Source organism: Streptomyces muensis (assembly GCF_021474425.1).
Lineage (GTDB): Bacteria > Actinomycetota > Actinomycetes > Streptomycetales > Streptomycetaceae > Streptomyces > Streptomyces muensis.
In genome coordinates this window covers 1-19,647 of record NZ_JAKEIP010000107.1, presented here as the reverse complement: position 1 = coordinate 19,647, position 19,647 = coordinate 1, and the positions used below count along the sequence as shown (strand labels likewise).

Annotated in this window: 19 protein-coding genes and 3 tRNA genes; 10 read left to right on the top strand and 12 right to left on the bottom strand. The window is 70.1% G+C overall.

Annotated features, from left to right (window positions below; all coding sequences use genetic code 11):
* Window positions 1-480 precede the first annotated feature (480 nt).
* Window positions 481-1,323, bottom strand: coding sequence for a DUF8083 family protein (locus tag L0P92_RS23990; protein WP_234764920.1), 843 nt, complete (start codon window positions 1,321-1,323; stop codon window positions 481-483).
* 220 nt (window positions 1,324-1,543) lie between these two features.
* Between L0P92_RS23990 and L0P92_RS23985 the strand changes: the two genes are divergently transcribed.
* Together L0P92_RS23985 and L0P92_RS23980 are read left to right on the top strand one after the other, a co-directional pair.
* Window positions 1,544-2,632, top strand: a complete 1,089-nt coding sequence (locus L0P92_RS23985) for a Leu/Phe/Val dehydrogenase (protein WP_234764919.1) — start codon at window positions 1,544-1,546, stop codon at window positions 2,630-2,632.
* 319 nt (window positions 2,633-2,951) lie between these two features.
* Entirely contained in the window at window positions 2,952-3,203 is a 252-nt protein-coding gene (locus L0P92_RS23980; RefSeq protein WP_217208815.1) for a DUF3073 domain-containing protein, read from the top strand.
* Between the two features lie 70 nt (window positions 3,204-3,273).
* Here the strand turns inward: L0P92_RS23980 and purM are convergent, their stop codons facing one another.
* From purM to purS, 9 genes are all read right to left on the bottom strand, one after another.
* Window positions 3,274-4,341: a phosphoribosylformylglycinamidine cyclo-ligase gene (gene purM, locus L0P92_RS23975; protein WP_234764918.1), complete on the bottom strand. Its 1,068-nt coding sequence runs from the start codon at window positions 4,339-4,341 to the stop codon at window positions 3,274-3,276.
* A 62-nt stretch (window positions 4,342-4,403) separates the two neighbouring features.
* Window positions 4,404-5,933, bottom strand: a complete 1,530-nt coding sequence (gene purF / locus L0P92_RS23970; protein ID WP_234764917.1) for an amidophosphoribosyltransferase — start codon at window positions 5,931-5,933, stop codon at window positions 4,404-4,406.
* A gap of 61 nt (window positions 5,934-5,994) precedes the next feature.
* Window positions 5,995-6,789, bottom strand: coding sequence for an META domain-containing protein (locus L0P92_RS23965; protein ID WP_234764916.1), 795 nt, complete (start codon window positions 6,787-6,789; stop codon window positions 5,995-5,997).
* Between the two features lie 98 nt (window positions 6,790-6,887).
* Complete coding sequence (locus tag L0P92_RS23960; RefSeq protein ID WP_234764915.1) at window positions 6,888-7,685, bottom strand: maleylpyruvate isomerase family mycothiol-dependent enzyme; 798 nt, start codon at window positions 7,683-7,685, stop codon at window positions 6,888-6,890.
* A gap of 10 nt (window positions 7,686-7,695) precedes the next feature.
* Window positions 7,696-8,529: a M23 family metallopeptidase gene (locus tag L0P92_RS23955; RefSeq protein WP_234764914.1), complete on the bottom strand. Its 834-nt coding sequence runs from the start codon at window positions 8,527-8,529 to the stop codon at window positions 7,696-7,698.
* A 44-nt stretch (window positions 8,530-8,573) separates the two neighbouring features.
* Window positions 8,574-9,074, bottom strand: coding sequence for an ArsR/SmtB family transcription factor (locus tag L0P92_RS23950; protein WP_234764913.1), 501 nt, complete (start codon window positions 9,072-9,074; stop codon window positions 8,574-8,576).
* A 108-nt stretch (window positions 9,075-9,182) separates the two neighbouring features.
* Window positions 9,183-11,441: a phosphoribosylformylglycinamidine synthase subunit PurL gene (gene purL, locus L0P92_RS23945; RefSeq protein WP_234764912.1), complete on the bottom strand. Its 2,259-nt coding sequence runs from the start codon at window positions 11,439-11,441 to the stop codon at window positions 9,183-9,185.
* Window positions 11,438-12,118: a phosphoribosylformylglycinamidine synthase subunit PurQ gene (gene purQ, locus L0P92_RS23940; protein ID WP_234764911.1), complete on the bottom strand. Its 681-nt coding sequence runs from the start codon at window positions 12,116-12,118 to the stop codon at window positions 11,438-11,440. Before purQ ends, purL begins: the two co-directional genes overlap by 4 nt.
* Window positions 12,115-12,378 (bottom strand): phosphoribosylformylglycinamidine synthase subunit PurS, encoded by a 264-nt coding sequence (purS, locus tag L0P92_RS23935; protein WP_019982969.1) that lies wholly within the window; start codon window positions 12,376-12,378, stop codon window positions 12,115-12,117. The genes purQ and purS overlap by 4 nt, the downstream gene beginning before the upstream one ends.
* Window positions 12,379-12,689: 311 nt before the next feature.
* On the opposite strand from purS, the gene L0P92_RS23930 reads away from it, so the two are divergent.
* From L0P92_RS23930 to L0P92_RS23895, 8 genes are all read left to right on the top strand, one after another.
* Window positions 12,690-13,007, top strand: a complete 318-nt coding sequence (locus L0P92_RS23930; protein ID WP_234764910.1) for a histone-like nucleoid-structuring protein Lsr2 — start codon at window positions 12,690-12,692, stop codon at window positions 13,005-13,007.
* Window positions 13,008-13,162: 155 nt separating this feature from the next.
* Window positions 13,163-13,234, top strand: a tRNA-Gly gene (locus tag L0P92_RS23925).
* Between the two features lie 80 nt (window positions 13,235-13,314).
* Window positions 13,315-13,387, top strand: a tRNA-Gly gene (locus L0P92_RS23920).
* Between the two features lie 127 nt (window positions 13,388-13,514).
* Window positions 13,515-14,480 carry an ABC transporter ATP-binding protein gene (locus L0P92_RS23915; RefSeq protein WP_234764908.1) on the top strand — a complete coding sequence of 322 codons (966 nt, stop codon included), beginning with the start codon at window positions 13,515-13,517 and terminating at the stop codon, window positions 14,478-14,480.
* Complete coding sequence (locus L0P92_RS23910) at window positions 14,477-15,253, top strand: ABC transporter permease (RefSeq protein WP_234764907.1); 777 nt, start codon at window positions 14,477-14,479, stop codon at window positions 15,251-15,253. The genes L0P92_RS23915 and L0P92_RS23910 overlap by 4 nt, the downstream gene beginning before the upstream one ends.
* Window positions 15,254-15,270: 17 nt before the next feature.
* Window positions 15,271-16,533 carry a sensor histidine kinase gene (locus L0P92_RS23905; protein ID WP_234764906.1) on the top strand — a complete coding sequence of 421 codons (1,263 nt, stop codon included), beginning with the start codon at window positions 15,271-15,273 and terminating at the stop codon, window positions 16,531-16,533.
* The gene (locus tag L0P92_RS23900; protein WP_234764905.1) at window positions 16,530-17,156 is read left to right on the top strand and encodes a response regulator transcription factor; all 627 of its coding nucleotides are present in this window, start codon (window positions 16,530-16,532) and stop codon (window positions 17,154-17,156) included. Before L0P92_RS23905 ends, L0P92_RS23900 begins: the two co-directional genes overlap by 4 nt.
* A 23-nt stretch (window positions 17,157-17,179) precedes the next feature.
* Window positions 17,180-17,255 (top strand) — tRNA-Gly (locus tag L0P92_RS23895).
* Between the two features lie 42 nt (window positions 17,256-17,297).
* On the opposite strand, the gene L0P92_RS23890 is transcribed toward L0P92_RS23895, so the two are convergent.
* Together L0P92_RS23890 and L0P92_RS23885 are read right to left on the bottom strand one after the other, a co-directional pair.
* Window positions 17,298-18,197 carry a phosphoribosylaminoimidazolesuccinocarboxamide synthase gene (locus tag L0P92_RS23890; protein ID WP_234764904.1) on the bottom strand — a complete coding sequence of 300 codons (900 nt, stop codon included), beginning with the start codon at window positions 18,195-18,197 and terminating at the stop codon, window positions 17,298-17,300.
* A gap of 127 nt (window positions 18,198-18,324) precedes the next feature.
* A partial coding sequence (locus L0P92_RS23885; RefSeq protein WP_234764903.1) for a N,N-dimethylformamidase beta subunit family domain-containing protein occupies window positions 18,325-19,647 on the bottom strand: 1,323 nt, incomplete at its 5' end.

Here is a 19,647-nt window from a genome sequence, read left to right as displayed (position 1 = left end):
CGGCACTACAACTACACCATCTGTCCAGCCGCGTCGGCCAAACCGATGGAATTGCCCTCCCAGGTGTTCATCAGCGACGGAAGCCGATGGACCATGCCATAGCGGACAGTCACGCCACTGTGACGATCAGTCACAGTGGCGTGCAGGAGTCCCAAGACCCCCCAAAGCGTGCAATGTCGAGAGAGAGTCCTCCCCGGACTCCTTGTCCTATTTTGGCACGAGGAGGGGTTAGGGGCGCAAGAGCCGCGTACGTGCGGTCCGTCACGCTTACGCGCGTTGCAGCATGGTTGATGCATACGCCCGTATCGAGTCCTACGTCCCTTGTTGACGAGACATCAGGAACCTCAGAGCGAGCACGAAACCCCAAATCGGGCGTCTCGTCAAACGCCAGTTCGTTACGTCACACAGTGCGTCAGATCACACGGGTCAGCGTGCCTTGGGTCACACGAGCTGCCGTGTCCTGGATCACACAGGCTCGGCTCAGTTCGCCGAACGCCGGTCCCGTACCGACCGCCACCGCTCCACCAGCCGCCCGTAGGCCTCCCCTGCGGCCGCCCCGTCGCCCCGTCTGAGCGCGTCGATGCCGTGGGTCACATCGGCGGCCGAGTGGTCGTCCTCCAGCTCGCCGGCGGGCAGGGTGTGCACCAGACCGCCGTAGTCCAGCTCGACCAGGGACCGCGGGTGGAACTCCTCCAGCCAGCGCCCCACGTCCAGCAGGCCGTCGATGAGCGGCCCCTCGTCGATCGCGTCCTTCAGGGTCCGCAGGGCCCGCGCCACACGCCGCCGTGCCTGCACCATGGGCGTGCGGTAGCGCAGCATCGGCGGGATCTCGCCCGAGCCCTTGTCGAACCGCCGCTCCTCGTCCGACACCAGCACGAACCAGTGCAGCGGCACCTGCCAGGTCGAGGTGCGGATCCACGGCCGGGCGTCCGGGTTGCGGGCCAGCCAGCGCTCGTAGTCCTGGGCCGCCTGACGCCGTACGACCTCCGGCAGCACCGCGTCCAGGACCGGCTTGGGCAGCTCGTCGCCCAGCTCCCCCAGCGCCTGCCAGCCGCGCAGCCGGGTCCGCCACGGGCACACGCACACGACCCCGTCGACCTCGGTCACGAAGGCGTCGCCGCTCTCGTGGACCGGCACCGGGATGGGCGGGGTGGGCAGCAAGTCGGCCAGGGAGCGGCGCAGTTCGTCCTGGTACGAGGGACGGTCGGGGCGGCGGGCGTAGCGGGCCCAGTGGTCGCGTTCCGGTTCCGGGAAGGCGGCCAGTGGCTCGTACACGCGCAGATAGGTCGCGTACGGGACGATCACCGAGGACACCTTGGGCACGCCTGCTCTCTCCCCCGCCGTCTGCCAGGAAAACCCGCGGAACCCGCTCACAAACGGGCGGGAAATCTATGCAAATCGTCGCACGGCCATACTCCGCGAGTAGGTGATCCTGAGCACTGCGGGATGGACGGGTGCCGACGGGTCTAATCTCATGCTCACAGCCCCCGCCACCCGTACGGGAGCCAGCTCCGATCGCCGCCAGTACTCAGGAGTCACCACAGTGACCGACGTAACACACGGCGTCCTGCACACCCTGTTCCACTCGGACCAGGGCGGACATGAGCAGGTCGTGCTCTGCCAGGACCGCGCCAGCGGCCTCAAGGCCGTCATCGCCATCCACTCCACCGCCCTGGGCCCCGCCCTCGGCGGTACGCGCTTCTACCCGTACGCCACCGAGGACGAGGCCGTCGCCGACGCGCTGAACCTCGCGCGCGGGATGTCGTACAAGAACGCCATGGCCGGACTCGATCACGGCGGCGGCAAGGCCGTGATCATCGGGGACCCGGAGAAGATCAAGACCGAGGAGCTGCTGCTCGCCTACGGCCGGTTCGTGGCCTCGCTGGGCGGCCGCTACGTCACCGCCTGCGACGTCGGTACGTACGTCGCCGACATGGACGTCGTGGCGCGCGAGTGCCGCTGGACCACCGGGCGCTCCCCCGAGAACGGCGGCGCGGGCGACTCCTCCGTGCTCACCGCCTACGGCGTCTACCAGGGCATGCGGGCCTCCGCCCAGCACCTGTGGGGCGACCCCTCGCTGCGCGGCCGCAAGGTCGGCATCGCCGGCGTCGGCAAGGTCGGCCACCACCTGGTGGAGCACCTGCGCGCGGAGGGCGCCGAGGTCGTCATCACGGACGTGCGCGAGGAGGCCGTGGGCCGGATCCTCGCGGCGCACCCGGACGGCGTGACGGCCGTCGCCGACACCGCGACCCTGATCCGCGTCGAGGGCCTGGACATCTACGCCCCCTGCGCGCTCGGCGGGGCCCTGAACGACGACACCGTGCCCGCGCTGACCGCGAAGATCGTCTGCGGTGCCGCCAACAACCAGCTCGAACACCCGGGCGTCGAGAAGGACCTCGCCGACCGGGGCATCCTCTACGCGCCCGACTACGTGGTGAACGCCGGCGGTGTCATCCAGGTCGCCGACGAGCTGCACGGCTTCGACTTCGACCGGTGCAAGGCGAAGGCCGCGAAGATCTACGACACCACGCTGGCCATATTCGCACGTGCGAAGACGGACGGGATTCCGCCGGCCGCCGCGGCCGACCGGATCGCCGAGCAGCGGATGGCGGAGGCACGCGGGGCGCACTGATCCGGGGGCGCCGTCCGGCTGAAGATCACCCCAAACAGGGGTTTGGCCGGTACCCGCCGGTGGGCAGTTGGAGAGAACTCTCACTTCTACCGGCGGGTCGACCGCCAATAAGTGGTTAAAATCGCGGTTGACCAGCGAGGACAGGGCACCTCGAAGGTCCTGTGCACACGCGCGTGCTGCGGGCGACGTACCGTATGGGCGCGGGCTCAGGTACCGTGGAAGCCCTACGGACCGGCCTCTCCACGGAGAGTCCGTTCCGGATCATGAACGCGTGTCAGACTCTGGGGCCGTCGAGCCCCGTCGTTGAGGGGGTCGAGCCATGGGGCGCGGCCGGGCCAAGGCCAAGCAGACGAAGGTCGCCCGCCAGCTGAAGTACAACAGCGGTGGGACGGATCTCTCACGCCTGGCTGAAGAGCTGGGCGCATCGCCGTCGAACCAGTCGCCGAATGGCGAGCCGTTCGAGGACGATGAGCAGGATGACGACGACCTGTACTCCCGTTACGCCGACCTCTATGAGGACGACGACGAGGACGAGGACGACGATTCCTCACAGCAACGTCGCGGGGCTTGAACCTTGCATTGAGCACTCACCCGGTCGGTGACCTCGGTCACCGACCGGGTTCTGTGCTGCCTGCGGGGCTTCAGCTGGCGTAGTCGCCGACCAGGGCCGCGCCCGTCTCATGGTCGCCGCGGTCGGTGATCTCGCCCGCCACCCAGGCGTCCACTCCGCGGTCGGCCAGCGTCGCCAGGGCCGCGTCCGTGGAGTCCTCGGGCACGATCGCGATCATGCCGACGCCCATGTTCAGGGTCTTCTCCAGCTCCAGGCGCTCGACCTGACCCGTCTTGCCGACGAGGTCGAAGATCGGGGCCGGGGTCCAGGTGGTGCGGTCGACGATCGCGTGCAGGCCGTCCGGGATCACCCGGGCCAGGTTGGCGGCCAGACCGCCACCCGTGACATGGCTGTAGGCGTGGACGTCCGTGGTGCGGGTGAGCGCCAGACAGTCCAGCGAGTAGATCTTCGTCGGCTCCAGCAGCTCCTCGCCGAGGGTGCGGCCGAGCTCGTCGATCCGGGTGTCCAGGGCGAGGCCGGCCTGGTTCAGCAGGACGTGGCGGACCAGCGAGTACCCGTTGGAGTGAAGGCCGGACGCCGCCATGGCGATCACCGCGTCACCCTTACGGATGCGATCCGGGCCCAGCAGCCGGTCGGCCTCCACGACACCCGTGCCGGCACCGGCGACGTCGAAGTCGTCCTCGCCCAGCAGACCCGGGTGCTCGGCCGTCTCGCCGCCGACCAGGGCGCAGCCGGCGAGGACACAGCCCTCGGCGATGCCCTTGACGATGGCGGCGACGCGCTCGGGGTGGACCTTGCCGACGCAGATGTAGTCGGTCATGAACAGCGGCTCGGCGCCGCACACCACGATGTCGTCCATGACCATGGCGACCAGGTCGTGGCCGATGGTGTCGTAGACGCCCAGCTGGCGCGCGATGTCGACCTTGGTGCCGACGCCGTCGGTGGCGGAGGCGAGCAGGGGGCGCTCGTAGCGCTTGAGGGCGGAGGCGTCGAAGAGGCCGGCGAATCCGCCGAGGCCGCCGAGGACCTCGGGACGCTGGGTCTTCTTCACCCACTCCTTCATCAGCTCGACCGCGCGGTCGCCCGCTTCGATGTCGACGCCCGCGGCTGCGTAGCTGGCACCAGTTGTCTCAGACATGGCAGTAGAGAACCTTCGTGTCGTACGGCAGGCGTTGTTCAAAAAAACACAGCACGGGCCCGCTACGGGCGGCGGATCGCGTCGGCGGCGGCCGTGGCGGCCGGGCCGGCGGCCAGCTCCGTCTCCAGGAGCTGCTTGCCGAGCAGCTCGGGGTCGGGGAGCTCCATCGGGTACTCGCCGTCGAAGCAGGCGCGGCAGAGGTTCGGCTTGGCGATGGTGGTCGCCTCGATCATGCCGTCGATGGAGATGTACGCCAGCGAGTCGGCGCCCAGCGAGGTGCCGATCTCCTCGATCGACATGCCGTTGGCGATCAGCTCGGCGCGGGTGGCAAAGTCGATGCCGAAGAAGCAGGGCCACTTCACGGGCGGCGAGGAGATCCGGATGTGGACCTCCGCCGCGCCCGCCTCGCGGAGCATGCGGACCAGGGCGCGCTGGGTGTTGCCGCGCACGATCGAGTCGTCGACGACGACCAGGCGCTTGCCCTTGATGACTTCCTTCAGCGGGTTCAGCTTCAGACGGATGCCGAGCTGGCGGATCGTCTGCGAGGGCTGGATGAACGTACGTCCGACGTACGCGTTCTTCACCAGACCCGCGCCGAACGGGATGCCGCTGGCCTCCGCGTAGCCGATCGCGGCCGGGGTGCCGGACTCCGGGGTCGCTATGACCAGGTCGGCCTCGACCGGGGCTTCCTTGGCGAGCTTGCGGCCCATCTCCACGCGGGAGAGGTACACGTTCCGGCCGGCGATGTCGGTGTCCGGGCGGGCCAGGTACACGTACTCGAAGACACAGCCCTTGGGCTTCGCTTCCGCGAATCGGGAGCTGCGCAGACCGTTCTCGTCGATGGCGACGAACTCGCCCGGCTCGATCTCGCGGACGAAGCTCGCGCCGCAGATGTCGAGCGCGGCGGACTCGGACGCGGCGACCCAGCCGCGCTCCAGGCGGCCCAGGACCAGCGGGCGGATGCCCTGCGGGTCACGGGCGGCGTAGAGGGTGTGCTCGTCCATGAAGACGAGGCTGAAGGCGCCCTTGACCTGCGGGAGGACCTGGTGGGCGGCCTCCTCGATGGTCAGCGGCTTGCCGTCCTCGTCGACCTGGGCCGCGAGCAGCGCGGTCAGCAGGTCGGTGTCGTTGGTGGCCGCGACGCGCGGGGTGCGGCCGCCCTCCTGCTTGGGGAGGTCGGCGACCATCTCGGCGAGCTGGGCGGTGTTGACCAGGTTGCCGTTGTGGCCGAGCGCGATGGAACCGTGCGCGGTGGCACGGAACGTCGGCTGGGCGTTCTCCCACACGGAGGCGCCGGTGGTCGAGTAGCGGGCGTGTCCGACCGCGATATGACCCTGGAGCGAACCGAGAGAGGTCTCGTCGAAGACCTGGGAGACGAGGCCCATGTCCTTGAAGACGAGGATCTGGGAGCCGTTGCTGACCGCGATTCCCGCGGATTCCTGGCCCCGATGCTGGAGGGCGTAGAGCCCGAAGTACGTGAGCTTTGCGACCTCTTCACCCGGAGCCCAGACACCGAAGACGCCACACGCGTCCTGGGGGCCTTTCTCGCCGGGAAGTAGATCGTGATTGAGTCGACCGTCACCACGTGGCACGGCTCCGAGTGTAGGCGAGATCGACCACTGGTCCGAATTGGGGATACGCGACCGTAAAGGATCACTCGGCGGCTGTCGCGTTCACGCGTTCGCCGTTTGTGCTGGTCAGAGTGAGGTTGCGGTGGTCGAGTCCGTACTTCACGGTGCTGTCGAAGAGGCCCAGGAGGGTCTTCTCCGTATTCATGAGTGAGGTGTCGCACATCATTCGGGTGGTGGACGCGGTGCCGAGCGTGATACTGCCGTCGCGGACCGTTGCCTCGGCCTTCACTTTGTTGCAGCCGAGGCTGCCGCTGACCTGTCCGGTTTTGGCGTCGAAGGTGAGGTACGCCTTGCCGTCGGCGTCCGGGCTGGTGATGTTCCACTTCGTGCCCTTGAGCGGTGCGGCCTCCTCCTTGCTGAGGGTGACGCGGTCGCCGTCGGCCGTGGTGAGGGTGAGCTTGTCGCCCTCGACCTCGGTGGTGAGCTCGCCGTCGGAGAGGGTGCGGGCGAGGGTCGTCTCGAAGTCAGGGGAGACGCCCTCACAGGCCATCTCGGTCGCCTGCACCTTGTCGAAGCTGACCTGGCTGTCGGTGAAGGCGGCGTCGGCTCCGAACTTGTTGCAGCCGAGGTTGCCCTTGACCTCGCCGCCGTCTGCGATCCGCAGATAGGCGTCGGCCGGGGCGGCGCTCTTCTTCCCGTCGACGGTGACCTCGTCGACGGCCCAGTAGGCGCCGGAGACGGCGGCCGAGGCTCCGGAGCCGACCGAGTCGCTGCCCGCGTCCTCGCTGCCGCAGGCCGCGGCGAGCGGGAGGAGGGCCAGCGTGGCGAGGGCGGCCAGTCGCTGCTTGTCCTTGCCGAGGGTGCCGAGTGTGTTCATGCCGGTGGGACGGGAGGGGCGCGGGACTGGTTCCGCGGGTTCCGCTTGCCGGGGCCAACGGGTGATCTCCGGGTGATGCCTCATGAACGGCCCGGGTGTCACCCCATGAGCGGCAGCAGCCCGCCAAGGTCCGCCCGCTCCCCGCTCGCGCTCACCTCGGCGCCCTCCACCGCGTCCCGCCAGGTCAGCCGCCCGGTCGCGAGCCGGATCCAGGTCAGCGAGTCGGTCTCGACGACGTTGGGCGGGGTGCCCCGGGTGTGCCTCGGCCCCTCGACGCACTGCACCACGGCATACGGCGGGATCCGCACCTCGGTCGAACCGCCGGGTGCCTTCGCGGCGAGCGCGTCGGCGAGCAGACGGGTGCAGGCGGCGAGGGCCTGGCGGTCGTACGGGATGTCCAGGCCGGGGACGGCGGCGTTGAGGTCGTCGGTGTGGACGACCAGTTCCACGGTGCGGGTGACGAGGTAGTCGGCGAGGGTCATCGCGCCGGTGCGGGCGGCGAGGACCCGGTCGCCGGACGCGTTCGCGAGCCGCTGCGTGAGGCGGTCCTCGGTGCGGGCGTAGAGGGCGTCCAGGTCAGGGCTGGCGGCGGCGAGGTCGCGGGTACCGTCGGCGATGTCACCGGCACGGGCGGCGGTGGCGAACGGCCAGTCCAGGAGGGCGAGCTCTGCCTTCGCCGGCGCCTCACGGTCGAGGTTGCGGCTGACGGTCTCCACAGCCATGGTCACGTGCGCGGCGAGATCCCGTACGGTCCAGCCCTCCAGGCGGGTGGGAAGCGCGAGTTGCTCGGGGGTGAGGGTGCGTACGGCCCGCCGTACGTTTCCGAACTGCGCGAGGATCGCGCTGCGGATCTTGACGGGGTCGTAGGTGCGGGTGCGCTTCTTGGCCGGGGGCATGGGGGGCAGCCTATGCGGGCTGCGCCGTCGTGGTCGGTGCCTCGAACGCCTCGTGGTTGCGGGGGACGCCGATGCCGCGCCAGGTGAAGGGGACGCCTCGGGCGCTGTCCGGGTCGGGGCCGTCCATCAGCTGGAAGTGGAGGTGGGGTTCGGTGGAGTTGCCCGAGTTCCCGCAGCGGGCCAGCGGCTGTCCGGCGGTCACCCGGTCGCCCTCGCGGACGGTGAGCGAGCCGCGCTTCAGGTGGGCGTAGAGCGCGTGAGTGCCGTCGCCGAGGTCGAGGACGACGTGGTTGCCGACGATCCGCTTGACGCCGAGCAGGTCACGCACGGACGCCTCCACGAGCATCAGGTACAGCAGGGCGAGCGGCGAGGTGCGGCTCAGGTGGTCGCGCTGGCTGTCCGAGGCCCGTACGACGGTGGCGTCGGCGACCGCGAGGAGCGGGGCGCCGTAGGCGGGGAAGGCGCTGTTGCGGCGGGCGATCGGCCACAGCCCGCTGACCCCGGGGCGGGCGCCCGGCTCGGGTTCGGCGACGACGTCGATGGCGAACGTCTGGCCGTACGCGTGTGTGCCGTGGCTCGGTGTGCGGTCGGCCGGGCTGTTGAGCGCGGTCCAGCGGCCGGTGACGGGCGGGGCGACCTCGACGGGTTCCCGGGCCGCCCGGGGGCTGTCCGGGGTGCCGCCCCAGCGGTTGACCACGATGACCAGGGCGTAGGCCAGGACGATCGGCAGGAAGTTCCACCACCACGGATAGCCGAGGTCCAGTGCGAAGTGCGCGATCACCAGGGCGAGAAAGGCCAGTTGCAGCCCCCGGTAGGTGAGGGTGGCCAGTTTGCGTGCGGACATCGTTCCCCCTTGCTCAGGTCTTCTTCGCTCGTGCCCTGTGTGCGTCACGGGCGGGCGGCCGACAGCGCCACCAGCAGCGGTACGACCCGCCCCGGCGGCACCTCGTAACGGCCCCGGCCGGTCGTGTGCAGCCAGCCGGCGCCGGTCAGTTGGCGCAGGTGGTGGTAGATCTGGCCGGTCGTGCCGATCTCGTCCAGCTCGGCGAGTTCGGCCGCGGTGCGCCGGCCGCCGACGACCTCGCGCAGCAGCCGCAGCCGGACCGGGTGGCCGAGGGCGGCGAACGACTCGGCGGACTCGGTCCAGTCGTCGTCCAGCAGGCCCCCGGTCAGCGCGCCGTGCTGCCACTCGTACTGCTCCCCGGTCGGCAGCCGTACGGCACCGGTGAACAGCACACCTCCGTCGGCGGCTTCCAGCTCGGCCAACTGCTCCTTGAACCCCTGCAGGGCCCAGAAGTCGCCTTCGCCGAGGCGGGGTGCGGTGCGCTGTGCGTTCTCCAGCGCTGCCAGCCGCCGTTCGAGGTCGGCGACGCGTTGTTCGAGTTCCACGCCTCGATATTACGGAACTACGTAATTACGTGCAACCGGTTGCCGGGCCTTGGCAGCACGACGAAGCCCCCGCCCGGCGGACCGGACGGGGGCTTCGGGGTGCGGAGCTCAGGCGAGCAGCGCCGGGATGGTCTCCTCGTGGGCCTTGCGCAGGTCCTCCAGGGACACCGCGAACTCGCCCTGGAGCTCGACGGAGTCACCGTCCACGACACCGATGCGGGTGGCCGGCAGGCCCCGGGCGCCGCACATGTCGTTGAAGCGGACCTCCTCGGAGCGCGGGACCGCCACGATCGCGCGGCCGGCCGACTCGGAGAAGAGCAGGGTGAAGGCGTCGAGCCCGTCCGGCACGACCAGACGCGCGCCCTTCCCGCCGAGCAGCGCCGACTCGACGACCGCCTGGATCAGACCGCCGTCGGACAGGTCGTGCGCGGAGTCGATCATGCCGTCGCGGGAGGCGGAGATCAGGATCTCGGCGAGCAGCCGCTCGCGCTCCAGGTCCACCTGCGGGGGCAGGCCGCCGAGGTGGTCGTGGACGACCTGGGACCAGGCCGAGCCGCTGAACTCCTCACGCGTGTCGCCGAGGAGGTAGAGCAGCTGCCCGTCCTCCTGGAAGGCGACCGGCGTGCGCCGGGCCACGTCGTCGATGACGCCGAGGACGGCCACGACCGGCGTCGGATGGATGGCCACCTCGCCCGTCTGGTTGTAGAGCGAGACGTTGCCGCCGGTCACCGGGGTGCCGAGCTGCTGACAGGCGTCCGCCAGACCGCGCACGGCCTCGGCGAACTGCCACATCACGGCCGGGTCCTCGGGCGAGCCGAAGTTCAGGCAGTCGGAGACGGCGAGCGGCTTGGCACCGGTGGTGGCGACGTTGCGGTACGCCTCCGCCAGCGCCAGCTGGGCGCCGTGGTACGGGTCGAGCTTGGCGTACCGGCCGTTGCCGTCCGTCGCGATGGCGACGCCGAGACCGGTCTCCTCGTCGATGCGGATCATGCCGGAGTCCTCCGGCTGGGCCAGCACCGTGTTGCCCTGCACGAAGTGGTCGTACTGCGAGGTGATCCACTTCTTGGAGGCCTGGTTCGGGGAGCCGACCAGCTTCAGGACCTGGTCCTTCAGCTCGTCCGAAGTCGCGGGCCGGGGCAGCTTGTTCGCGTCGTCGGCCTGGAGCTCGTCCTGCCAGGACGGGCGGGCGTACGGGCGCTCGTAGACCGGGCCCTCGTGCGCCACCGTGCGCGGGTCGACGTCGACGATCTTGCCGCCGTGCCAGTAGATCTCCAGGCGGTCGCCGTCGGTGACCTCACCGATGACGGTGGCGATGACGTCCCACTTCTCGCAGATCTCCAGGAACCGGTCGACCTTCTCCGGCTCGACGACCGCGCACATGCGTTCCTGCGACTCGCTCATGAGGATCTCCTCGGGCGAGAGCGTGGAGTCACGCAGGGGTACGTCGTCCAGGGTGACGCGCATGCCACCGGAGCCGTTCGACGCCAGCTCGGACGTGGCGCAGGACAGGCCCGCCGCGCCGAGGTCCTGGATGCCGACGACCAGCTTCTCGGCGAACGCCTCCAGGGTGCACTCGATGAGGAGCTTCTCCTGGAAGGGGTCACCGACCTGGACGGCCGGACGCTTCGACGGCTTGGCGTCGTCGAAGGTCTCGGAGGCGAGGATCGACGCGCCACCGATGCCGTCGCCGCCGGTCCGGGCCCCGTACAGGATGACCTTGTTGCCCGCGCCGGACGCCTTCGCGAGGTGGATGTCCTCGTGCCGCATCACACCGATGGCACCGGCGTTGACCAGCGGGTTGCCCTGGTAGCAGGAGTCGAAGACGACCTCGCCACCGATGTTGGGCAGACCCAGGCAATTGCCGTAGCCGCCGATGCCGGCGACGACACCGGGGAGCACCCGCTTGGTGTCGGGGTGGTCGGCGGCGCCGAAGCGCAGCGGGTCCACGACCGCGACCGGCCGGGCGCCCATCGCGATGATGTCGCGGACGATGCCGCCGACGCCGGTGGCCGCGCCCTGGTAGGGCTCGACGTACGACGGGTGGTTGTGCGACTCGACCTTGAAGGTCACGGCGTAGCCCTGGCCGACGTCGACGACACCGGCGTTCTCGCCGATGCCGACGAGCATCGCTTCGGACTCGGGGGCCTTCTCGCCGAACTGGCGCAGGTGCACCTTGCTGCTCTTGTACGAGCAGTGCTCGGACCACATGACGGAGTACATGGCGAGTTCGGCACCGGTGGGCCGGCGGCCGAGGATCTCCACGACCCGCTCGTACTCGTCCTTCTTCAGACCGAGTTCGGCCCAGGGCAGCTCGACGTCGGGGGTCGCGGCCGCGTGCTCGACCGTGTCCAGAGGCGTCCGGCTCATACGTTGACCAGCTTCTTGAGGATCGAGGTGAAGAAGGGGAGGCCGTCGGTGCGGCCCGACCCGATGAGGGGCTCGACGGCGTGCTCCGGGTGCGGCATCAGGCCTACGACGTTGCCGGCCTCGTTGGTGATGCCGGCGATGTCGTTGAGCGAGCCGTTGGGGTTGAAGTCGAGGTAGCGGAACGCGACCCGCCCCTCGGCCTCCAGCTTGTCCAGCGTGTACTGGTCGGCCACATAGCGGCCGTCCATGTTCTTCAGCGGGATGTGGATCTCCTGGCCGGCGCTGTAGTCGCTGGTCCAGGCCGTGTCGGCGTTCTCCACCCGCAGCTTCTGGTCGCGGCAGATGAAGTGCAGGTGGTCGTTGCCGAGCATTCCGCCGGGGAGGAGGTGGGCCTCGGTGAGGACCTGGAAGCCGTTGCAGATACCGAGGACCGGAAGGCCCGCCTTCGCCTGCTCGATGACCGTCTCCATCACCGGCGAGAAGCGGGAGATGGCGCCGGCCCGCAGATAGTCGCCGTAGGAGAAACCGCCGGGCAGCACCACGGCGTCGACCTGCTTGAGGTCCTTGTCCTTGTGCCAGAGGGCGACCGGTTCGGCGCCCGCGAGGCGGATCGCGCGCTGGGTGTCCCGGTCGTCGAGACTCCCCGGGAAAGTGACGACGCCAATACGAGCGGTCACTTCGCGGCCTCCGCGACTTCTTCCACCTTGACGGTGAAGTCCTCGATCACGGTGTTGGCGAGGAAAGATTCCGCAAGATCATGGATGCGGGCGAGCGCGGCGTCGTCGACCGGCCCGTCAACTTCCAGTTCGAAACGCTTTCCCTGACGTACGTCGGAGATGCCTTCGAAACCCAGCCGCGGCAGTGCGCGCTGCACCGCCTGGCCCTGGGGGTCGAGGATCTCCGGCTTGAGCATGACGTCGACTACGACGCGTGCCACTGGCACTCCCGGTGTGTGGTGCTGAGCAGGTTCCTTCAGACTACCCGCACAAAATTTCTACGCGAGTAGAGTTGTAGGAAGCTACGTGATGGCCATCACGATCCGGTATCGGACAGGGGTGTTCACGAAAAGTTACGGGAAAGATCCCCGATCAGTCCCGGATAGCTATTGCGCTCGGGACACGCGGACAGATTTAGTCGGGCTTCACATTGCATTGCCGGGCACTGTACAAATGAATTGGCAAATAGCCGAGACTCGGCACGTCGTCGCAGCTGAGCTGCATGAGGTGCCGGACGAAGGGACCGATATTCGTGGCGCAGAAGGTCGTGGTCACTCTCTTTGACGACATCGACGGCTCAGAAGCGGCGGAAACGATCGCCTTCGGACTCGACGGCAAGTCGTACGAGATCGACCTGAATGAAGCCAATGCCAAGAAACTGCGTAAGGCGCTCGCGCCCTACGTGGAAGCCGGCCGCAAGCGGGCGAAGTCAGGCAAGGCGTACAAGCAGACCGAGGTCGCCCCGGACCCGGCGGCCGTCCGGGCCTGGGCCCAGGCCAACAAGATGGAGGTGCCGGCCCGCGGCCGCATCCCCAAGAAGGTCTACGAGGCGTTCGCCTCGGCGCGGTGACGCGAGCCCGGGGTATGTCCTCAGGGCCGTCAGCAGGCCTTGAGGACAGCCGACTTGGGCCGGTGCGACAACCGACTTGCGCTACCCCCCTGCTGATCAGCTAATGTCTGGAGCACGCCGCCGGGCGGGGCAGAAAAGTCCAGCTCGCCGAGCATGCGGGTGTAGTTCAGTAGTAGAACATCCCCCTTCCAGGGGGAAGGCGCAGTGTGCAATTCCTGTCACCCGCTCTGCACCGCCGTACCGACCACTGATGTGGATCAGGTAGGCTGGTGCTCGCGCCGATCGGTGAGAGCCGGTCGGAGGCAATGCGGACGTAGCTCAGTTGGTAGAGCGCAACCTTGCCAAGGTTGAGGTCGCGAGTTCGAGCCTCGTCGTCCGCTCTTGAGTGAAGACCCCGGTCCTCTGGACCGGGGTTTTTTCGTGCCCGAACCACCGTCTGACATTTGTCATGCGGAGTGGTGACAGCGCGCACTGCTGCCGGCCTTGTTTCGCCGGGACGCTGGAACCATGAACGGAAACGAACACGAACACGTGATTGAGGTCACCGACCTGCGGCGTGTGTACGGGGGCGGGTTCGAAGCGGTGCGCGGAATCAGCTTCTCCGTGAACCGCGGGGAGATCTTCGCGCTGCTCGGCACCAACGGCGCCGGCAAGACCTCCACCGTCGAACTGCTGGAAGGGCTCGCCCGGCCCGCCGGAGGACGGGTACGGGTGCTCGGGCACGATCCCTACGCCGAGCGCGCCGCCGTACGGCCGCGGACCGGGGTGATGCTGCAGGAGGGCGGCTTTCCGTCCGAGCTGACCGTCGCCGAGACCGCGCGGATGTGGGCCGGGTGCGTGAGCGGGGCGCGGCCGCCGCTGGAGGCGCTGGAGCTCGTCGGTCTCGCCGGGAAGACCGGGGTACGGGTGAAGCAGCTGTCCGGCGGGGAACGGCGGCGGCTGGACCTGGCGCTCGCGCTGCTCGGGGACCCCGAGGTGCTGTTCCTGGACGAGCCGACGACCGGGCTCGACGCCGAAGGGCGCCGGGACACCTGGGAGTTGGTGCGACGGCTGCGGGACGCCGGCACGACCGTACTGCTGACCACGCACTACCTGGAGGAGGCCGAGGACCTCGCCGAGCGGCTGGCGATCCTGCACGAGGGGCGGATCGCGGCGGCCGGCACCCCGGCCGAGGTGACCGCGGCCCAGCCGTCGCGGATCTCCTTCGAGCTGCCCCTGGGCTACTTCGTGGGCGACCTGCCGCCGCTCGACGACATGGGCGTGTGCGGGCACGAGGTCGACGGGCGGGTCGTACGGCTGCGCACGCACGAGCTGCAGCGGACCGCGACCCGGCTGCTGGTGTGGGCCGAAGGCGCTGCCGTGGAGCTGGGGCGGCTGGATGTGCGGTCGGCGTCGCTGGAGGAGGCGTTCCTGGGGATCGCACGGGAAGCGGCGGAAGGCGTCGGGACGAGGACGAAGGAGTACGCGGCATGAGTACGGCGACGACCGCCCCGGTGGGGCGCATGGCGGCGCTGGCCCGGGCCGAGCTGACCTTGCTCGGGCGCAGCAGGGGCACGCTGTTCGCGGCGCTGTTCGTGCCGCTGATCCTGCCCTTCAGCGCGCGGGAGGCGGCCAAGCAGATGGACCTGGCCGAGGCGGGCCTCACCCTCGGCGAGGTCCTGCTGCCCGCCTCCATCGGCTTCTCCCTGCTCTACGCCGTGTATGTGACGCTCGTCAGCGTCTACACCGCCCGGCGCGAGGAACTCGTCCTCAAGCGGCTGCGCACCGGCGAGCTGCGGGACAACGAGATCCTCGCCGGGGCCGCGCTGCCGGCCGTGGCCACGGGGCTCGCGCAGTGCGTGGTGCTGGTGGCCGGCTGCGCCGTGCTGCTCGACGTGGGCGCGCCCCGCGCTCCCCATCTCGCCGTGCTGGGTCTGCTGCTGGGGTTCCTGCTGTGCGTCTCGCTCGCCGCGGTGACCGCGTCCTTCACCCGGAGCGTCGAGAGCGCGCAGGTCACGACGCTGCCCGTGGTGTTCCTCTCCATGATCTTCTCCGGGATGTTCGTGCCCCTGGAGATCCTTCCCGACCGGGTGGCGTCGGTGTGCGAACTGCTGCCGCTGACCCCGGTGCTCACCCTCGTGCGCGGCGGCTGGACCGGGGAGCTGCCGGCGTCCGAGGCGCTGGGCGCCGGGGCCGTCGCGCTGGCCTGGACGGTCCTGGGCGTGTTTGCTGTACGGCGGTGGTTCCGCTGGGAACCGCGGCGTTGAGGTAGGGGAGCGCGGACATGCCCGAGGCGGGGGGATGGTGGCGGCGCAAGAGCACGCCGGCGAAGGTCGAGACCTACACCCGGGGGTCGTTCCACGCCTTCGCGGTGATCGAGGTACTGGCGGTGGGACCGTCCCTCTTCGGCGCGCTCGGGCCCGAGCTGGCCGGCTGGCTGATGCTCATGGTGTGTGCGCACGCGGCGATCAGTGCCCTGACGGTGTCGCGGGCGCTGGACTGGGTGCGGGGTCGCCGTGAGCAGCCCGTACGCCTGCTGTGGACGCTCGGCGCCGTCACCACCGCGGTCGCGGTCACGGCCCTCGTCGTCTCCGAGCACGGTCCGCGAGGCGACTCCGTCGACTCCGCCGCGGGCGGGCTCTTCGGAGTCGTACTGATCTACGGGGCGGGCATCGTCGCGCTCGGGGTGCGCAGCCGGCGGCGCGTCTACGCGATCGTCGGGGGCTTCGCTGCGGGCGCGGGACTGGTGGGCTTCCCGCTGGGGGTGCCTGGCCCCGCCGCCCTGCTCAGCGTGCTGGCCGTACTGGCCGGCGGCGGGTTCATGGCCTTCAGCGCCGTCTTCTCCGTCTGGCTCCTCAACTCCGTCTACGAACTCGACGAGGCCCGCGAGACCCGCGCGCGGCTCGCCGTGGCCGAGGAGCGGCTGCGGTTCGGGCGGGATCTGCATGACGTGATGGGGCGGAATCTCGCGGTGATCGCGTTGAAGAGCGAACTCGCCGTGCAGCTGGCGCGGCGGGGGCGGCCCGAGGCCGTGGAGCAGATGATCGAGGTGCAGCGGATCGCGCAGGAGTCGCAGCGCGAGGTGCGGGATGTCGTACGGGGGTACCGGGAGGCCGACCTGGGGGTCGAACTCGCCGGTGCCCAGGGGGTGTTGGCCGCGGCCGGGATCGAGTGCGAGGTGACCGGCGAGGCGGCCGGGCTGCCCGCCGAGGTGCAGTCGGCGCTGGCCTGGGTGGTGCGGGAGGCGACGACCAATGTGCTGCGGCACGGGGACGCCGAGCGGTGTGCGGTCGGGGTGCGGGTGAGGGAAGGGCGCGTGGTGTTGACGGTGGAGAACGACGGGGCTGCCGGGGCCGCCGAGGCGGGTACCGGCTCCGGCGGGAGCGGGGACTCGGGCAGACCTGGCGGCTCCGGGCTCGCGGGGCTGCGGGAGCGGCTGGCCGCGGTGGACGGCACTCTGGAGGCCGGCCGCGCCCGGGAGGGGGTGTTCCGGCTGGTGGCGGAGGTGCCGCTGGCGGGAGCGGGCGTGCGGGAGGCCGTCGTATGAGCGGCCGCACCACCGGGCCCGTGCGGCTGTTGCTCGCCGACGACGAGCATCTGATCCGGGGCGCGCTGGCCACGCTGCTGTCCTTGGAGGACGACCTCGTGATCGTCGCCGAGGCGGCCAGCGGGCCGGAGGCGCTGTCGATGGCACGGGCCCACGAACCCGACGTCGCCGTACTGGATCTTCAGATGCCCGGGGCGGACGGTGTGAAGGTCGCCACATCCCTGCGGGCCGAACTGCCCGGCTGCCGGGTGCTGATCGTGACCAGCCACGGGCGGCCCGGACATCTGAAGCGGGCCCTTGAGGCGGGTGTGCGCGGGTTCGTCCCGAAGACCGTCAGCGCGCAACGCCTCGCCGAGATCATCCGTACCGTGCACGCCGGAAACCGCTACGTCGACCCGGAGTTGGCCGCCGACGCCATCGCCGCCGGGGACTCGCCGCTGACCGCGCGGGAGGCCGAGGTGCTGGAACTCGCCGCCGACGGGGCGCCCGTCGCGGAGATCGCGGAGCGCGCCGCGCTGTCGCAGGGGACCGTGCGGAACTATCTGTCCTCGGCCGTCTCGAAGCTCGGGGCGGAGAACCGGCACGCGGCGGTGCGGCTCGCGCGGCAGCGGGGTTGGGTATAGTTGCTCTCGCGCCACGGCGCACTGCGGACGTAGCTCAGTTGGTAGAGCGCAACCTTGCCAAGGTTGAGGTCGCGAGTTCGAGCCTCGTCGTCCGCTCCAGATGAAGACCCCGGTCCCTTGGACCGGGGTCTTTTCGTGCTGCTAGCTCCAGCTCGTGCCGGTCAGGCGCTCGTAGGCCTCCACGTACTTCGCCCGGGTCGCGTCCACGACCTCCTGCGGCAGCGGCGGCGGGGGCTGCTCGCTCTTGCGGTCCCAGCCGGAGGCCGGTGAGGTCAGCCAGTCGCGGACGAACTGCTTGTCGTACGACGGCTGCGCGCGGCCCGGCTGCCACTGGTCGGCCGGCCAGAAGCGGGAGGAGTCCGGGGTGAGGACCTCGTCGGCGATCACCAGGGTCTCCCCCTCGAAGCCGAACTCGAACTTGGTGTCCGCGAGGATGATGCCGCGCTCGCGGGCGATGTCCCGGCCGCGGGCGTAGACGGCGAGGGTCGCCTGGCGCAGCCGCGCGGCGGTGTCGGCGCCGACCTGGCGGGCGACCTCCTCGTAGGAGACGTTCTCGTCGTGCTCGCCGACGGCGGCCTTGGTGGCCGGGGTGAAGATCGGGGCGGGGAGCTCCGATCCGTCGACCAGGCCCTCGGGGAGGGCGAGGCCGCAGACGGTGCGGGAGTCGTTGTACTCGACCAGACCGGAGCCGGTGAGGTAGCCGCGGGCCACCGCCTCCACCGGGACCATCTGCAGCGACTTGCAGACGAGGGTGCGGCCCGCCCAGTCGGCGGGGGCGCCGGCGGGGACCTCGGTGCTCAGGACGTGGTTGGGGACCAGGTCGGCGAGCTGGTCGAACCACCACAGGGAGAGCTGCGTGAGGATGCGGCCCTTGTCGGGGATCTCGGTCGGCAGCACCCAGTCGTAGGCGGACATACGGTCGCTGGCGACCATCACGAGGTCGCCCGCCTCGTTCTGGTACAGCTCGCGCACCTTGCCGGTGTGCAGGTGCACCAGGCCCGGAACCTGGATCGGCTCGGGCTTTTCTACGAATCCGGACACGGTTCCTCCCCGTGGTTCTGTCCAACAGCGTCGATTGTCCCGTATGGGCCGCTGACCTTGGACTGGGGGTGCTCTGGGGTGCGGTGGGGGGTGCTCTGAAGGTCCTCTGGAGGTGCTCTGGGTGAGCTCAGTCACGTTTGCAGATGCGGTCCAGGAGGTTGGCCGTGGCGCGCTGGACGCGGGCGTCGACGTGGCCCGGGCGGTCCAGTGCCGGGGACCAGGCGAAGGTGCCGGAGGCGAAGACCAGGGCGCCGGAGGGGGCTCGGTAGAGGGACGTCTCCTGGTGGCGGAGGGCGCCCTCCTTGTCCGGGTACGGGGAGTGCGCGAGCAGGATGCGTTCCTCGTGGTCCGGGAGCGGGGTGCGCGGGAAGTAACGGTCGGCCTCGCCCGCGACCAGGCCCTCGATCTCGTCGCCCTCGTGGGCGCCGGTCGCCTCCCACAGCCAGTGGTCGGCGTTGCGGACGATCAGGGGGTGGGGCTCGGGGACCTGGCCCGCGTACTGGATGCCGATCACCTCCTGCTCGGGGCGGTCGATCTCGCGCCAGAGCACCGGGCGGCCCGGGCCGCGGCGCTTGCGGCAGGTCATCAGGCGGTCGGGGACGCCGGACGGGGACGGGCCCAACTCGACCTGCCAGTACATGGAGTTGGCGGAGAGGAAGACCAAGGAGGTGCCGTTCTCGCGAGCTAGCTCGACCGTGCGGCGCATGTTCGACGACCAGTACTCGTCGTGGCCCGGGAAGACCAGGCCGCGGTAACGGGTGGGGTCGACATGGCCGCCGTGCAGGTCGCGGGCGTCGGCGTAGGCGATGTCGTAGCCGTAGCGCTCGGCCCAGCGGATGAAGTCGTAGGCGTGGCCGACGTGCAGCGGGAGGCCCGCGCCCGCGTAGGGGCGGTCGAAGGAGACGGTCGTGGCGGCGTCGTTCTCGCCGAGGAGGCGGCCGTCGTCGTCCCAGGCGTGGTAGAGGCTGGCGCCGGTGCGGCCGTCCTCGGGGTAGAGGTTGTACGCCTGCCAGGTGACGTCGGGCAGGAGCAGGAGCAGGTCGGCGGGGTGGTTGTCGCGGACCGTGAAGGGGATGTGGGAGCGGTAGCCGTCGGCGGTGGTGAGGACGGCCACGTAGGCGCCGATGGTCCAGTACGAGGGGATCTGCAGGCGCCAGGACAGCCACCAGTGGTGGCAGGAGACCGTGCGGTCGGCGGTGAGCGGGGGTGGCTGGACGATGCCGGAGAGGCGGGGGCTGGTGGTGATCTTCGCGGCGCCGTCACCGCCGTAGTGGCCGATGCGGTAGATGTCGACGGCGAACTCCTGGGGCGGGTCGACGGTGATGTGGAAGTCGACCGCCTCGCCGGGGGAGACCGCGCCGGTGGAGGTGAAGCCCTTGATCTGACGGTGGACGTCGTCGGCGGAACGGGGGCCTCCGGCCGCGCGCGGGCCGGGGATCCTGGGGGTGCC

Excerpts from the sequence above, each read along its gene's own strand:
- L0P92_RS23980 (WP_217208815.1), top strand. The coding sequence starts at position 2,952 with ATGGGGCGCGGCCGGGCCAAGGCCAAGCAGACGAAGGTCGCCCGCCAG.
- purM (WP_234764918.1), bottom strand. The coding sequence starts at position 4,341 with ATGTCTGAGACAACTGGTGCCAGCTACGCAGCCGCGGGCGTCGACATC.
- L0P92_RS23965 (WP_234764916.1), bottom strand. The coding sequence starts at position 6,789 with ATGAACACACTCGGCACCCTCGGCAAGGACAAGCAGCGACTGGCCGCC.
- L0P92_RS23960 (WP_234764915.1), bottom strand. The coding sequence starts at position 7,685 with ATGCCCCCGGCCAAGAAGCGCACCCGCACCTACGACCCCGTCAAGATC.
- L0P92_RS23955 (WP_234764914.1), bottom strand. The coding sequence starts at position 8,529 with ATGTCCGCACGCAAACTGGCCACCCTCACCTACCGGGGGCTGCAACTG.
- purL (WP_234764912.1), bottom strand. The coding sequence starts at position 11,441 with ATGAGCCGGACGCCTCTGGACACGGTCGAGCACGCGGCCGCGACCCCC.
- L0P92_RS23915 (WP_234764908.1), top strand. The coding sequence starts at position 13,515 with ATGAACGGAAACGAACACGAACACGTGATTGAGGTCACCGACCTGCGG.
- L0P92_RS23910 (WP_234764907.1), top strand. The coding sequence starts at position 14,477 with ATGAGTACGGCGACGACCGCCCCGGTGGGGCGCATGGCGGCGCTGGCC.
- L0P92_RS23905 (WP_234764906.1), top strand. The coding sequence starts at position 15,271 with ATGCCCGAGGCGGGGGGATGGTGGCGGCGCAAGAGCACGCCGGCGAAG.
- L0P92_RS23900 (WP_234764905.1), top strand. The coding sequence starts at position 16,530 with ATGAGCGGCCGCACCACCGGGCCCGTGCGGCTGTTGCTCGCCGACGAC.